General features: G+C 75.6%; 12 protein-coding genes and 1 pseudogene. 8 read left to right on the top strand and 5 right to left on the bottom strand.

What is annotated here, in order from left to right; translation table 11 throughout:
- Positions 1–513 (top strand): annotated as a pseudogene (locus AB0F18_RS35115) (hypothetical protein); the annotation flags it as partial.
- Between the two features lie 49 nt (positions 514–562).
- Here the strand turns inward: AB0F18_RS35115 and AB0F18_RS35110 are convergent.
- A complete protein-coding gene (locus tag AB0F18_RS35110; RefSeq protein WP_362068247.1) occupies positions 563–2,764 on the bottom strand; it encodes an MMPL family transporter in 2,202 nt (733 codons plus the stop codon).
- 286 nt (positions 2,765–3,050) lie between these two features.
- On the opposite strand from AB0F18_RS35110, the gene AB0F18_RS35105 reads away from it, so the two are divergent.
- From AB0F18_RS35105 to AB0F18_RS35090, 4 genes are all read left to right on the top strand, one after another.
- Positions 3,051–4,226, top strand: a complete 1,176-nt coding sequence (locus AB0F18_RS35105; protein ID WP_362068244.1) for a sensor histidine kinase — start codon at positions 3,051–3,053, stop codon at positions 4,224–4,226.
- A complete protein-coding gene (locus AB0F18_RS35100; protein WP_362068241.1) occupies positions 4,223–4,891 on the top strand; it encodes a response regulator transcription factor in 669 nt (222 codons plus the stop codon). The genes AB0F18_RS35105 and AB0F18_RS35100 overlap by 4 nt, the downstream gene beginning before the upstream one ends.
- A gap of 141 nt (positions 4,892–5,032) precedes the next feature.
- Positions 5,033–5,263: a hypothetical protein gene (locus tag AB0F18_RS35095; protein WP_362068238.1), complete on the top strand. Its 231-nt coding sequence runs from the start codon at positions 5,033–5,035 to the stop codon at positions 5,261–5,263.
- A 151-nt stretch (positions 5,264–5,414) separates the two neighbouring features.
- Positions 5,415–5,756 carry a hypothetical protein gene (locus tag AB0F18_RS35090; RefSeq protein ID WP_362068235.1) on the top strand — a complete coding sequence of 114 codons (342 nt, stop codon included), beginning with the start codon at positions 5,415–5,417 and terminating at the stop codon, positions 5,754–5,756.
- Positions 5,757–5,778: 22 nt separating this feature from the next.
- Here the strand turns inward: AB0F18_RS35090 and AB0F18_RS35085 are convergent, their stop codons facing one another.
- Positions 5,779–6,516, bottom strand: a complete 738-nt coding sequence (locus AB0F18_RS35085) for a hypothetical protein (RefSeq protein ID WP_362068232.1) — start codon at positions 6,514–6,516, stop codon at positions 5,779–5,781.
- An 88-nt stretch (positions 6,517–6,604) separates the two neighbouring features.
- Positions 6,605–7,927, bottom strand: a complete 1,323-nt coding sequence (locus AB0F18_RS35080; RefSeq protein WP_362068229.1) for an MFS transporter — start codon at positions 7,925–7,927, stop codon at positions 6,605–6,607.
- A gap of 113 nt (positions 7,928–8,040) precedes the next feature.
- Between AB0F18_RS35080 and AB0F18_RS35075 the strand changes: the two genes are divergently transcribed.
- Together AB0F18_RS35075 and AB0F18_RS35070 are read left to right on the top strand one after the other, a co-directional pair.
- Entirely contained in the window at positions 8,041–9,138 is a 1,098-nt protein-coding gene (locus AB0F18_RS35075; RefSeq protein WP_362068226.1) for an AI-2E family transporter, read from the top strand.
- A 42-nt stretch (positions 9,139–9,180) separates the two neighbouring features.
- A complete protein-coding gene (locus AB0F18_RS35070; RefSeq protein WP_362068223.1) occupies positions 9,181–9,426 on the top strand; it encodes a DUF6158 family protein in 246 nt (81 codons plus the stop codon).
- A gap of 117 nt (positions 9,427–9,543) precedes the next feature.
- Here AB0F18_RS35070 and AB0F18_RS35065 read toward each other — a convergent pair whose 3' ends face one another.
- A complete protein-coding gene (locus tag AB0F18_RS35065) occupies positions 9,544–10,878 on the bottom strand; it encodes a tetratricopeptide repeat protein (RefSeq protein ID WP_362068220.1) in 1,335 nt (444 codons plus the stop codon).
- Between the two features lie 161 nt (positions 10,879–11,039).
- On the opposite strand from AB0F18_RS35065, the gene AB0F18_RS35060 reads away from it, so the two are divergent.
- On the top strand, positions 11,040–12,395 hold the full coding sequence (locus AB0F18_RS35060) for a M64 family metallopeptidase (protein WP_362068217.1): 1,356 nt from the start codon (positions 11,040–11,042) through the stop codon (positions 12,393–12,395).
- 15 nt (positions 12,396–12,410) lie between these two features.
- Here AB0F18_RS35060 and AB0F18_RS35055 read toward each other — a convergent pair.
- Positions 12,411–13,892, bottom strand: a 1,482-nt coding sequence (locus tag AB0F18_RS35055) for a carboxylesterase family protein (protein ID WP_362068214.1), incomplete at its 5' end; no start/stop codon positions are given.

Genomic DNA, 13,892 nt, shown 5'->3' with positions numbered 1-13,892 from the left:
GGCGCGTACGGGCCCGCGTACGCCGCCCCGCAGGCCCGGGGCCGGGCCCGCTCGGCCCGCGCCCGGCTCGCCCTGGTCACCGTGCCGCCCTCGCTCGCGGCACTGCTCGGCATGGGCGGCGGGGAGCGCACCCTGGTCCACCACCACCGCGTGTACGGCCCCGACGGGCGCATCCTCCAGCACACGGTGACCTACCTCTGCCCGCGCACCGTCGCCCGCACCCCGGAACTCGCGGCGTACCTGGAGCGGCCCTCCGACGCCCGTACGGAGGACCTGGGGCCGCTGCACCGCTGGCTGGAACGGGCCACCACCCGGGGCCGCACCGCCGAGACCATCACGATGACCCGCACCAGCCACCCCGCCGCCGCACCCCCCGCCTGCGGGCTCTCCGTACGCCGCACCGTGCACGACGCCTCCGGCCGGCTGCTCGCCGTCACGGACCTGGCGTTCCCCGGCTGGGACCGGGTCACCTTCCACCGGGAGCCCGAGGCGATCGCCTTCCGCGTCAGCTGACCGCCCGGGGCGACGGCCCCGGGGCGCCGGGGGCGGAACCGGCCGGCCCTCAGCCGACCGGTACCCGCCCGGGCTCGGGCAGCTCCGCGCCGGGGGCCGCCGCCTTCCCGCGCGGGCGCACCGGCCACCACAGGGAGCGGCCCAGCAGGGCCGCCAGGGCGGGGACCAGCACGACCGACAGGACGAACGCCGACAGCAGGATGCCCACCGCCGTCGCGAAACCGGTCTGCTGGAGCCCCGGTTGCGGGCTCACCGCCAGGCTGCCGAAGGAGGCGGCCAGCACCAGGCCGGCCGTCGCGATCGCGGGTGCCGTGTGCCGGACCGCCCGGCCCACCGCCGCCCGCGCCGGTCCGGGCCGTTCCATTTCCTCCCGGATCCGGTCGCAGATCAGGATGTTGTAGTCGGTGCCGAGCGCCACCACGAACAGGAACAGCACCAACGGCAGCGTGAAGTCCACCCCCGGCCGCCCCAGCACGTGCTGGAACACCAGCGCCGCCGCCCCCAGCGTGGCCGTGAAGCCCAGACCGACCGCGACCATCAGTACCACCGGCGCCACCAGGCTGCGCAGCAGCACCAGCAGGATCAGCGCGATCAGCACCGCCGCCACCGGGAAGATCACTTCCAGGTCCTCGCCCACCGCCACCGCGATGTCGGCGAACACCGCCGCCGTGCCCCCGACGTGCGCCTCGGTCCCGGCCGGCACGTGCGCCCGTACGGTCTCCCGCACCGGACCCGACACCAGCTCGCGGGCCTCCTGCCCGCCCGGCTCCGCCGTCAGCAGCAGGTCGATGCGGGCGGCGGAGCCGTCCGCGCTCGGCACCGTCGGGGCGACCCGGCCCACCCCGGGCACCCGCGCCAGCGCCCCGGCCAGTCCGGCCACCCGCTCGGCGGTCACCGGGGCGCCGTCCTTCGCCTCGACGAACACGGTCGCCGGGTCCGAGACCCCGGCCGGCATCGACCGGGCGATCTCCTCGGCCGTCCGCGTGGCCGCGGTCCGTTCGCCGCCCGCCCCGCCCCGCCCGTAGTCCATCCGTACGCCGACGGCCCCCGCCGTCAGCGCCCCGAGGACCACCAGCGAGGCCACCGCGAGCACCAGCGGACGCCGGGCGATGCGCTCGCCGAGCCGGCCCGCAGCACCCGCGCGGGGAGCCCGCCGCAGGGCCCGCGAGGGCCAGAACATCCCGCGGCCCGTGACGGCCAGCAGCGCCGGCATCAGCGTCAGACTGCCCAGCAGCATCACCAGCACCGCCACGGCGATCGCCGGCCCCAGCACCCGGAACTGGCCGAAGGAGGCGATCCCGAGCGTGGCGAACGCCGCGACGATCGTCAGCGCCGCCGAGGTGACCGCCGTCCCCACCCGGCCCGCCACCTCGGCCGCCGCCTCCCGGCCCGACTGCCCGGGATGGGCGCGCAGTTGCTCCCGGAAGCGGAACAGCAGGAACAGGAAGTAGTCGATCCCGATGCCGATCAGCACCACGTTGATCAGCCCCGGCGTGGACGGAGCCAGCTCGATCCCCGTCAGCAGCGACGCGCCGACCACCGCGCCCGCTGCCGCGCCGCCGACGATCGACACCGTCACCAGCGGCAGCAGGGCCGCCGCCAGACTGCGGAACACCAGGACGTGCAGCAGCACGATCAGCCCCGTCATCACCACGCCGACGACCATCGACCGGGTCTCCTCGGCGTCGGCGGTGTCCACGGTCGTGGCCAGCCCGCCCGTGAACCCCGTCCGCAGCCCCGCCTCCCGGAAGGCGTCGCGCGCCTGCTCCCGGAAGGCCCGGTAGGTGCCCTGCACCCCGGGGTCCTGCGGATTGCCCCTCAGTTCCACCGGCAGCAGCCGGAAGGAGCGGTCCGGCGCCGTCGTGCCCGCCCCGATCCGGGGCACCTGGGAGTGGTCCTGGAGCAGCGGCAGGTCGTCCTCGGAGCGGGGCATGACGATCCGCTGCCGGGCCAGCCGCGCGGCCACCTCCCCGATCCGACGCCCGTCGGCGTCCGACAGCGCCGCCCCGTCCGTCCGGGCCACCAGCACGGTCAGCGGGTCGGCGTCCGGCCGTATCCCGAAGTCCTCCTCGGCGATCCGCAGCGCGGCGGCCGAGTCGTAGCTCTCCGGCAGGAAGCCGCCGTCGCCGGACTGGGTCGCGCGGTGCACGAACACCTGGCCCAGCAGGGACAGCGCGATGCCCACCACCGCCCAGACGGCGATCACCTTCCACGCGTGTCTCGTCGAACATCCCGTCAGGGCGCGGATCACTTCTCTCCTCCGGTCTCTGCGACGTCCACCGCCGGCGAACGCCCGGTGGGTCTCCAGACCATCAGCCGCCGGGGCCCCGCACGTCGGGGCGCGGGAGGATCCGCCCACCGGGACCGGGGTCCGGGCCCCGGCACCGACCGGGACTGAGGTCCCGGTCGGCGCTGCTCCCCAGGGCCCATGCCCGGGCCAGGGCGTTTTGCCAGAATGGAGCTCCGCGGACCGGCCGCGCGCCGCCCCGGACCTGCCGGGCGGGAGCGGCCCGCGGGGGAGGCGGGAACCGATGGTCATGCGCGCCGAGCGCCTGGAGTGGACGCGCAACGACGCACTGGTGGCGGTGGGAGCGGCGGCCACCGACCTCACCGGCTTCTCCCTCGGCGCCCAGGTGGAAGGGACCCCCTTCACGGTCACCACCGCGGTCCTGCTGGTGCTCGCCGCCCTGACCCTGCTGTTCCGGCGCCGCCACCCGGTCCCGGTGTTCACCGCCGTACTGGTGCTGGGCGCGGTGGTGAACGTCGCCACCCCGACCGGCCCGCACTTCGGCCTCGCCCTGGTCGTGGCCCTCTTCACCCTGGCCCGCCGCGCGGGGCCCGCCGTGACCGCCGCCGCGGTCCTCGGCTGCGTGCCGCTGGCCGCCGTGGGCCTGGACGGCTCCCTGCTCCCGTCCGGCCGGAACCTCCTCGCCAACGCCGTCGCCTGCGCCCTCGTCGTCGGCACGGCCGTCGCCGCGAACCGCTGGCAGCGGGAGGTCGAGGCCAACCGGCAGCTGCTCGCCGACCGCGCGGTGGCCGAGGAACGCCGCAGGATCGCCCGGGAGCTCCACGACATCGTCGCCCACCACATCACCACCATGCAGCTGATGGCCGGCGGGGCCCGCGCCAACCTGGCGCACGACGTCGGGGCGGCCCGCGAGGCCCTGGTGATCCTGGAGGACTCCGGCCGGATGGCCCTCGGCGAGATGCGGCAGCTCCTCGACGTCCTGCGGGCCGGTGAGGAGACCGAGACCGCCCCGCCCGCCCCGCAGCCGGGGACCGCCGACCTGGAGCGGATCGTCACCGAGTCCCGGCTGGCCGGCATGGAGACCGAGTTCACGGTGAGCGGACCGGTCCGCCCGCTCCCGCCCACCGTCGGCCTGACCGTGTTCCGCGTCGTGCAGGAGGCCCTGACCAACGCCCGCAAGCACGCCGGGAACGCGAGCGCCCGGGTCCGGCTGACGTACCGTCCGCAGGAGGTGGCCGTGGAGGTGTGCGACGACGGCCCCGGAGACGGGCCGCCGCGCCGCTCGGCCGCCCGGCAGCCGGGCCGCGGCGGGTACGGTCTGATCGGCATGCGCGAACGCGTAGCCCTGCACGGCGGCACCCTGGAGGCCGCCCACCGGGAGGACGGCGGCTTCCGGGTCGCGGCCCGCCTCCCGGTCCCGGCCGCCGCCCCCGCGGGCGCCGAAGGAGAGGACCACCCCCGATGATCCGCGTACTCATAGCCGACGACCAGCCGCTGGTGCGGCGCGGCCTGAGCCTGATCCTGGCACCCCACCCGGACGTCGAGGTGGTCGGCGAGGCCGGGGACGGCGCCGAGGCCGTGGAACTCGCCGGGCGGCTGCACCCCGACGTGGTGGTCATGGACATCCGCATGCCGGTCCTCGACGGGGTCCGCGCCACCGGGGAACTGGCCCGCGTCCACCCCGCATGCCGGGTCCTCGCGCTGAGCACCTTCGACATGGACGAGTACGTGGTCGCCGCCCTGCGCGCCGGCGCCTACGGGTTCCTGCCCAAGGACGTCTCCCCCGAGGAGCTGATCGCCGCCGTCCGGACCGTCCACACCGGAGAGGCCGCCGTCGCCCCGCGCCTGCTGACCCGGCTGATCTCCGCCTACGTACGGACCCCGGTGCGCGAGGCCCGGCCCGCCCCGGCGGTACCCGCCGGACTCACCCCGCGCGAGCGGGAGATCTGGCGGCTGCTCGCCTCCGGGCTCGACAACGCCGGGATCGCCGTGGAACTGGACATCAGCGTCTCCACCGTCAAGAACCACCTCACCGGCGTCTTCGGCAAGCTGGGCGTCCGGGACCGGGCGCAGGCGGTGATCGCAGCGTACGAGTCGGGACTGGTCGAGGCGCAGCGGAGGACCAGTTGATCACCAAGTGCCCGCAGACGGCCTGATTTCCCCGACCGGGGCGCCCCTGACCAGCCAGAACGCCCGACGATTGACCCGTGCGCAGGGGGCACCGCGCATGGCAGAGTGCCAGGAGCGCACCTTCCGGACCAGGGAGCCCCCATGCCCGACCCGCACACCGCACCGCCGGTGCTCACGGCCGCGCCCGACCGCCGGACCGCACCGGGCCCGCTGCCCGCCTGCCCCCGCTGCGCGACCCCACCGGAGCGGATCTCCTGGCGCCAGCGCCCGGGCGAGCCCGTCGTCCTCGTCTTCGACCCCTGCGGCCACCGCCACACCTCCCCGGCCCCGCCCCTCCTCGCCGTCACCGCACCGGACCCGCTGCGGCGTTGACACCACCCGCCCCCGGCTCCCCGGGCGCCGCCCGGCGTCACCCCGGCCGCCCGTGACCTCGTATCCTGCACCCGAGCTCACCCCCGAGCGGCTTCGATGAGACGAGCCGTGCCGCGCCCTGCGCCGACACGGCGAGAACGGGAGATTCCTGATGGACGTGCAGCACTTCGAGCGGATCACCGCGTTCATCGAGGCGCGGCTCACCCCGCTGTTCGACGCGGAGACCGGAAGTGAGCGCGGCTTCGCCATGGACGACACCTCCCGGGCCCTGCGCGCGCTGCGCAACAGCGTGCTGGAGGCCTCCGCCGTCAAGGGGCTCATCGCGACGCGGGAGACGGCCGAGCCGCTCGTGCGCAAGGTCATCGACCAGTCGGTGGAGCACCACTGGGACGTGCTGCGCGGCATCGCCCGCCAGTGGGAGGACCACGCCGACTTCCGCAAGGAGTTCAAGCGCCACGCCTGGGAACTCGACGAAGCCCCCGCCTCCGCCTGAGACACCCCTAGGGGGTGTCCCCCTAGCGGCTGGGCGCGCCGCCGATCAGGTCGCCGATCCGGCGCTGGAGTCCGCTCCAGCGCCGGTCGTGCCGGTACGCCCGCCGGATGGTCCGCGCCCGGGTCCGGGGGCGGCGGGCGTAGAACCGCCGGGCCCACGGGGACGCCGGCCGGGCCAGGCGCACCGCGGCGATCAGGGCGAGCAGCGGGACCACCGCCCCCAGGACGGCCAGCCGCGGCTTCCCCTTGAAGAGCGCGACGACCGCCAGCAGCAGGTTGAGCACCACCGTGCCGATCACGACCCACCGGTTCTCCGCCTGCTCCTCGGTCAGGCCGTCCACACCGAGCGGCAGGAACCCGCACAGCAGCAGCGAGGCCAGCGCCGAGGTCAGCAGGACGACCTCCACGCTGAGCGTGCCCTCCCTGCTCCAGTAGACGTCGCTCAGGTGCAGGATCAGCGCGAACTCGTCCAGCACCAGGCCCGTGCCCGTCCCGAACAGCACCGCCGCCAGCCCGGAGCCCCACCCGGCCCGGCCGCCCGCGATCGCGGTGAAGCCGCCCACCGTCATCAGCACCACCCCGGGGACGCAGTGGTGCACGTGCAGCCCGCCCGGCGTGACGTTGCGGAAGGGGCCCTTCCCCGCCCGGATCATCCGGGTGATCACCCGGGTGGCCGTGAAGGTCACGACGAACGAGGCCAGCGCGAGCAGCAGGGGCAGCTTCCCCGGCTCCAGGATGTTGCGGTACCACCAGTCGCCCATGCCGTCACCCTCCCGGCGCCGGCCGGCCCGCGCACCGCGAGGACCGCCGTTCGGGCGCCGCGAGCGGGAGCCCGCGCGGCCCGGCGGCTCAGGCCGCCGCGCCCGCCGGATCCGCCTCCCGGGCCGGCCCCTCCGGGGCGGACGCCTCCCGGGCCGCCCGGCGGCGCAGCGCGTCCTCGTCGGTGTCCGCGTCGTACGAGATCAGCTTCGGCAGCAGCGCGGCCAGCACCGCCACCGACGCCACACAGGCGAGACCGCCGCTCCAGAACGCCGGCCGGGTCCCCGTCCAGCCCGCCATGGTGCCCGCCCGGACCTGGCCGAGCTGCGGACCGACGCTGTACGAGAGCACCTCGATCCCCGCGAGCCGCCCGCGCAGCTCCTCCGGGATCGTCTGGTTCCAGATGGTGGAGCGGCCCAGGGCGCTCAGCATGTCGCCCGCACCCGCCGCCGCCAGGCACACCAGCACCAGCCAGACGTTCGAGAACCAGCCCGCCGCGGCGACCGCCAGACCCCACGCGGCAGCCCCGAAGACCACCAACAGCCCGTGCCGCCGCACCCGCGACACCCAGCCGCTGGTCAGCCCCAGCACCAGCGACCCCACCGCACCCGCCGCGTACATCAGGCCCAGCGCCCACTCGGCGTCGAGCTCGTCCGCGAGGAACGGGAAGATCATGTTCGGGAACGCGAAGAACATCGCCGCCACGTCCACGGCGTACGTGCCCAGCAGCACCGGCCGGCTCCACGCGTACCGCGCGCCCTCGGCTATCGAACGCAGCGAGGGACGCTCCCCGCCGCCCGCCGGAGGCGCCGGACGCAGCCGCGCGCACAGCGCCAGCGATACGGCGAAACCCGCGACGGTCGCCGCGTACGCCGTCGCGTACCCGGCGTACGCGACGACCACCCCGGCCAGCGCCGGCCCGGCGATCGCCCCGACCTGGTAGCGCAGCGCGTTCAGCGCGGCGGCGGCCGTCAGCTGGTCGTGCGGCACGATCCGCGCCATCAGCGAGTCCAGCGCCGGCCGCTGGAGCCCGGTCAGCGCCGACACCCCCGCCGCGACCACGTACAGCGGCCACAGCAGCGGCTGCGGCAGCAGCGCGTTCACCAGCAGCACCAGCGCCAGCACCCCGAGCCCCGCCTCGGTCAGCAGGATCAGCCGCCGCCGGTCCACCGCATCCGCGAGGGCGCCCCCGTACAGCCCGCAGACCACCAGCGGAACCAGCTCCACCGCGCCCATCGCACCGACCGCCAGCGGCGAGTCCGTCAGGTGCTTGATCTGCAACGGCAGGGCGATCATCGCCATGAACGAGCCGAAGTAGGTGACCGCACCCTGGAAGAAGAGGAGCCGGAAGTCACGGCTGGAACGCCAGGGGGAGAGGTCGGGCAGTACGGAGGACAGGCGGGAGCTACTCACAACGCGCCATCGTGCGGGTCCGCCCGGCGCCCCGGCAACGGAATTTCGCACCGGACGGGTCAAAACAGGACCCGGCGCGTGGCACGGGCCGCGCCCCGTGGCACCCATGGGTCATGCCGCCGGTGTCCCCGTTCCTGCGTACGGCAGCGTCCCACGCCTGGCGCCTGCTGGTCGTCGGCGCGGCCGTCTACGCCGTCTTCGCGGTCCTGGGCCGCTTCCACGAGATCGGCGTCGCCCTGTTCCTCGGCCTCGTCATCACCGCGCTGCTGTCGCCGCTGTCCCGCCGGCTGGCCTGGCTGGTACCCCGCTCGCTGGCGGTGGCCGTCAGCCTCGTCGGCAGCGCGGTGCTGCTGCTGGGCGTGCTGGCGCTGGTCGGCGAGGCGGTGGCGGGGGAGAGCGACCGGCTCGTCAGGGAGTTCCGCGAAGGCCTCGCGAGCATCCAGAAGTGGCTGGAGCGCCCGCCCTTCCGGCTCAACCCGGAAGCCCTCACCCATATGCAGGCCCGGATCGGGGAGTACCTCTCGGCCCACCGCTCTACCCTGCTCAGCACGGCCGTCAGCGGCGCCGGACAGGTCGTGGAGGTGCTCACCGTCCTGGCCCTCGCGGTGTTCTCCTCCGTCTTCTTCCTGCACGGCGGCGACCGGATGTGGGCCTGGTTCTGCGCCCAGCTGCCCGACGGGGCGCGCGAGCCGGTGGGCGTCGCGGGGCGCGCGGCGTGGCGTACGTTCACCGGCTACACGCACGGGATCGTGCTGGTCGCGGCGACCAACGCGGCCCTGGTCGGGCTGGCCCTCTACCTCCTGGGGGTCCCGCTGGCCCTCCCGCTGGCCCTGCTGGAGTTCTTCGCCGCCTTCGTCCCCCTCATCGGCTCCCCGGTCGCGCTCGCGGTCGCCGCGGTGGTCGCGCTGGCGGGGAAGGGGCCGGTGATCGCGGGCGTGGTGATCGCGCTGATCGTGGTGATCGGCCAGATCGAGGGCCACCTGCTGCATCCGCTGGTGATGAGCTGGGCGGTGGCCCTGCACCCGCTGGTCGTGGCCGTCTCGGTGATCGCGGGGGCCATCGCGGCGGGGGTGGTCGGAGCGGTGGTCGCGGTGCCGGTGGTCTCGGTGACCTGGTCGGTCCGCTGCGCCCTGCGCGCGCACGCGGCGGCCGCCGGGCCCCTGCCACCGCCGGAGCCCCCGCCCGTGACGGGGGCCGGGCCGGACGGCTGAACGGCGGCGACGCGTCTACCGTAGGGGGTGGAGGTGGTTGCCATGGCAGAGCGCTCCGGCGGAGCGGCGCCGCGCAAGCTTGAGGACGACCGGTTGCTGAAGGAACTGGAAACGATCCACCGCACCCGCCACGAGACCCTGCTGCACGGCTCGGACGACGCGCTGGCCACGCATACGCAGCGGCTGAAGGAGCTGGAGGACGAGTACCTCCGCCGCCACCCGCATCGCGCCCCCGCCTCGGGCCGCACCCGGGAGGGCGCCCGCGCCCGCCCCCAGGGCGAGCCGTAGCCGGCTGTCCACAGCCCCGCCGGCGTTTGAGGCGCGGGCGGGGAGCGCCGTGTTCGCAGCCGCGCCGGCGAGGGAAAGACGGCGGGGCGGGGAGAGGCTCCGCGCGGCGGCACACGGTCAGCGGAACGCAGGGGCTGCCGGGGCCGGGCCCAGGGTGGTGGTGCCGGGGGCCGCGCGATGGCCCAGGCCCGTCCGGTACGCGTCCAGCGCCGCCTCCGTCCGCCCGGCCCTCCGCAGCAGATCGCCCAGCAGCCGGCACACGTCCGCCAGGTCCCCGCCCGCCCCGCTCCGCTCCAGCAGCGCCAGCGCCCGTACGTAGTGCTCCTCCGCCGCCTCCGTCTCCCCCCGCTCCTCCGCGATCAGCCCCAGCAGCCGGTGCGCCCCGCCCGCGTGCACCGCGCCCGGGTCCGAGCCCTCCGCCAGCAGCCCCGACACCAGCTCGGCGGCCTCCTCGTACCGGCCCAGGCGCCGCAGGACGTCCGCCAGTTCCACCTCCACCTGCGCGGTGTACAGGGCGGCCCGCCGGACCGTGAGCATCTCCCGGGCGATCCGCAGCTCCCGCTCCGCCGCCGCCAGTTCCCCGTGCTGCGCCTGGACGTAGCCGCGCATCCAGTGGCAGTGCGCCAGATCGGTGCGCAGCCGCAGCTGCCGGTAGACGGCCTGGGCCTTCGCCAGTGAGGCGTCGGCGTCCGCGACCCGGCCCTCGGCGAGGAAGGTCCGGGCCACCTGCCGGTGCATCCCCGCCACCAGCGCGGGGTCCCCGACCTGCGGTGCCAGCGCCAGCGCCAGCTCCGCGGCGTGCGCCGCGCGCGCGTGGGCGCCCATGTCGATGTACGGGCCGATCACCGCCGAGTACAGCAGCACCAGCGCCTCCGGGTCACCGAGCCCGCCCGCGTTGAGGCCGTCGATCGCCGTCTCCAGCAGGTAGCAGGCGTACCGCAGCTCCCCGGCCAGCAGGTGCGCGACGGCCCGGCCGCGGATCGGGCGCGCCCGGCGGGGGAGCGGCTCGTCCGCCAGCAGGAGCTCCGCGGCCTCGAAGTGCCCGGCGGCCTCGGTGAGTTCACCCGCCTCCAGGGCGCAGTCCCCGAGCCCCAGCAGGGCCTCGGCCCGCTCGTCGCCGAGCCCGAGCCGCTCCGCCTCCGCCAGCAGCCGCCGGAACTGGCCGGCGGCCTCCCGTGCCGAGCCGGTGGCGAGGGTCCGCTGGGCGTCGGTCAGGGCCAGGCGCAGTTCGGTGGCCAGGGCGGCCGGGCGTCCGGTGGCCAGCTCCTCGTACGAGGTGCCGAGCCGCCCGGCGAGGAACCGCAGCGCGGTCTCCGAGGGCCGCACCTTGCCCGCCTCCAGGGTGGACACGTACGCCGGGGTGTACGCGGGCTCGGCCAACTGCCGCTGCGTCAGCCCGCGTTCGCCGCGCAGCCGCTGCACCCGGCGGCCGATCTCGGCCGGTTCGTCCATGAACTCCCCCTGTTGTCCAGCAGGTTTCCTCAACTCCCCAGTATCCGATGGGAGTCACCCATTGCGCACGCCCTGGGGCGCCCCCTAGTTTAAGCAGCCGGTTCAGTCGAGTTAACCGTTCACTTAACCCCCCTCAACTCCCTGCCCCGGCGGAGGACTTCATGAAGAGAACCGTCCGATCGGCCCTGCGGGCGGCGCTCGCGGGCGCCTGCGCGAGTGCCGCGCTCCTGGCCGCGGCCGCCGCACCCGCCGGAGCGGCCCCGCCGCCCGGCCCGACCGCGCGCGCCGGCGTCGAGGTCGAGATACCCGGGCCGGAACACGGCGGCGAAGCCGGATCCGGCCACACCCGCGTACCGGCCGCCGGACGGGCGAAGGCGGCGCCCCGCCTCTCCGAGTCCGCGCGGGCCGCCGACGGCCAGGTCACCAAGACGGTCGACAACGGCCCCACCGCCGACCGGCTCGACGTGGTCTTCGTCGGCGACGGCTACACCGCCGCCGAACTGGACCGCTTCCACGCCGACGTCCGCGCCAAATGGGCCGAGGTCACGGCCGTCGAGCCCTACACCACCTACCGTGACCTGTTCAACGTGTGGACCGTCGACGCCGTGTCCGCCCAGTCGGGGGTCTCCGGCGACCCCGGCCCCGACACCGTCCGCGAGACCGCCCTCGGCTCCTACTTCTGGTGCGACTCCATCGAGCGGCTGCTCTGCGTGGACCAGCCCAAGGTGGACGCCTACGTGGCGAAGGCACCCGCCGCCGACCTGGTCATCGTCCTCGCCAACAGCGCCAAGTACGGTGGCGCCGGCTACAACGAGCCCAGCCCGACCCTCGGCTACGAGGGCATCTCGACGGCCTCCGCCGGCCACCCCAAGTCCGGCCAGGTCGCCATCCACGAGACCGGCCACTCCCTCGGCAAGCTCGCGGACGAGTACTTCTACCCCGGCGTCCCCGACTACGAGAAGTACACCGGCCCCGAACCCGCCGACCCCAACACCTCCACCCTGGACGCCGGCGGGATGGCCGCGCAGCGGGCCAAGTGGTACCGCTGGCTCGGCGAGACCTCGCCCGACGGCGGAACCGTCGGCGCCTACGAGGGCGGCGGCTACTACGTGACCGGCCTCTACCGGCCGACCGACAACTCGATCATGCGGGTGCTGGGCAAGCCCTTCAACCTCCCCGGTGTGGAGGCGATGATCGCCGGCTTCCAGCGGCACGCCCGCCTCGTCACCCCGCTCACCCCCACCGACCGGGTCCTCCGGCTGCGGCACACGGCGAAGGCGGCCGTTCCGCGCCTGGCCGCCCCGGACGGGCGGCAGCTGACGGTCCGCTGGTACCTCGACGGCCGTGAGCTCAAGCGGTTCGCGGGCCGGACCGAGGTACGGGTGGCCGAGCTGTGGCTGATGGACCTGCGCACCCACACGCTGTCGGTGACGGCCGAGGACCGCACCCCGGCCGTCCGCGACCCCGCGATCGCCCGGACCCTGGCCTCCACGGCGAGCTGGGACGTACGGCTGTAACCCCGCCGGGCCCCGTCAGGAACCCGGCTCCGGCACCGCGGGACCGTCCCACAGCGCACAGTGGTGCGCGGCCGCGGCGTCCGTCGGCCGGGTCCCTCCGGGGCCCGGCGCCAGCCGCAGCACCGACGGGTCCCGGCTCCCGAACCGGGGCCAGGGCGGCTGTCCGGGCGCGTCCGGCGAACCGGTGCGGGCGAACCGGGTCCAGTAGCCGGTCATGCGCTCGGCCAGGGCCCGCTGAGGGGCCGTCAGGGGAACCATCGTGAACAGGTACGGCAGTTCGAAGCCGTGCGCCGCCCCGAAGGGGAAGCCGGCCACCTCCGGCAGGCCGGTGAAGTTGGGCGCGCCCCTGTCGCTGAAGAGGTAGCCGTACACCGGCACGTACCGGGCCAGCGCGCGGCTGTCGCGCAGCGTCGGGCAGGTGAACGAGGCGTCGGACAGGGCGGTGGCGAAGGCGATCGCCGCCGTCGGGAAGGCGGCCTGCGGGTAGGCGGCCGCCACGGCCGGCGCCGAGGGACCGAAGGAGGTCCGCAGTCGCTCCCCGTAGTCCCGTGCGCCGCCCACCGGGTACGTGGCCAGCGTCTGCGCGAGGAACAGCCGCATCTCGTCCAGGGTGGTGCCCTGCATCACCGGCACCCGGTGGAAGCGGCCGCCCTCCAGGGCCCGGCGCGGCTCCTCGGGCAGCAGGGCGTTCCCGTACGCGACCCCGGAGAACCGTTCCATCAGCTCGGCCGTCACCAGCCGGCCCGCGTCCAGCCCGCGCAGGCAGTCGAGCACCCCGCCCGGCGGCCGGTCGCCGCAGTCGAGTTCCTCCGCCGCCGTGGCCCCGGCCGCGGCCACGCGCCGCTGCGGCACGAAGGGCTCGTACGTCCCGACCGTCGGCAGCACCGAGTACGGCGGCATCGTCGTCGAGCAGGACCCGCTCTGCACGATCGCCCGGTGGAACAGGCCCGCCGAGCCGGGGGAGACCAGGTGGGCGCAGACGCTGAGCCCGCCCGCCGACTCCCCGAACACCGTGACCCGCCCCGGATCGCCGCCGAAGGCGGCCGCGTTCGCCCGTACCCAGCGCAGGGCCGCCTGCTGGTCGGCGAGTCCGAAGTCGGGGGCGCCGCCCAGTTCGGGGTGGCCGAAGAAGCCGAGGATCCCCAGCCGGTAGTTGGCCGTCACCACCACCGCGCCGGTGTCCCGCACGGCCAGCGGTTCGGGCCGGTACGGGTCCGCCGAGCCGAAGCGGAAGCCGCCGCCGTGGAACCACACCATCACCGGCCGGGCCGGGCCCCGGCCCGCCGGGGCGGTGACGTTCAGGTACAGGCAGTCCTCCGAACCGCTCGGCCCGCCCGGCCCGGTCGCCGGGAGCTGCGGACAGCGGGCCCCGGGCGCCCCCGCGTCGAGCACGCCCGCGCGGCGCGGCGCGGCCCGCGGCGTCCGCCAGCGCAGCGGGCCCGTCGGCGCGGCGGCGTACGGGATCCCCTCGAACGTGTCGTACGTGCCGAGCGCCCG

Origin of the sequence: Streptomyces sp. NPDC029216 (assembly GCF_040648015.1) — a bacterium.
Taxonomy (GTDB): Bacteria; Actinomycetota; Actinomycetes; order Streptomycetales; family Streptomycetaceae; genus Streptomyces.
This window is presented reverse-complemented; position numbering and strand designations above follow the sequence as displayed.

What these genes read in the sequence shown, in the direction of transcription:
- AB0F18_RS35090 (WP_362068235.1), top strand. Translation starts at nt 5,415, where the DNA reads ATGGACGTGCAGCACTTCGAGCGGATCACCGCGTTCATCGAGGCGCGG.
- AB0F18_RS35060 (WP_362068217.1), top strand. Translation starts at nt 11,040, where the DNA reads ATGAAGAGAACCGTCCGATCGGCCCTGCGGGCGGCGCTCGCGGGCGCC.
- AB0F18_RS35100 (WP_362068241.1), top strand. Translation starts at nt 4,223, where the DNA reads ATGATCCGCGTACTCATAGCCGACGACCAGCCGCTGGTGCGGCGCGGC.
- AB0F18_RS35105 (WP_362068244.1), top strand. Translation starts at nt 3,051, where the DNA reads ATGCGCGCCGAGCGCCTGGAGTGGACGCGCAACGACGCACTGGTGGCG.
- AB0F18_RS35070 (WP_362068223.1), top strand. Translation starts at nt 9,181, where the DNA reads ATGGCAGAGCGCTCCGGCGGAGCGGCGCCGCGCAAGCTTGAGGACGAC.
- AB0F18_RS35075 (WP_362068226.1), top strand. Translation starts at nt 8,041, where the DNA reads ATGCCGCCGGTGTCCCCGTTCCTGCGTACGGCAGCGTCCCACGCCTGG.
- AB0F18_RS35065 (WP_362068220.1), bottom strand. Translation starts at nt 10,878, where the DNA reads ATGGACGAACCGGCCGAGATCGGCCGCCGGGTGCAGCGGCTGCGCGGC.
- AB0F18_RS35085 (WP_362068232.1), bottom strand. Translation starts at nt 6,516, where the DNA reads ATGGGCGACTGGTGGTACCGCAACATCCTGGAGCCGGGGAAGCTGCCC.
- AB0F18_RS35095 (WP_362068238.1), top strand. Translation starts at nt 5,033, where the DNA reads ATGCCCGACCCGCACACCGCACCGCCGGTGCTCACGGCCGCGCCCGAC.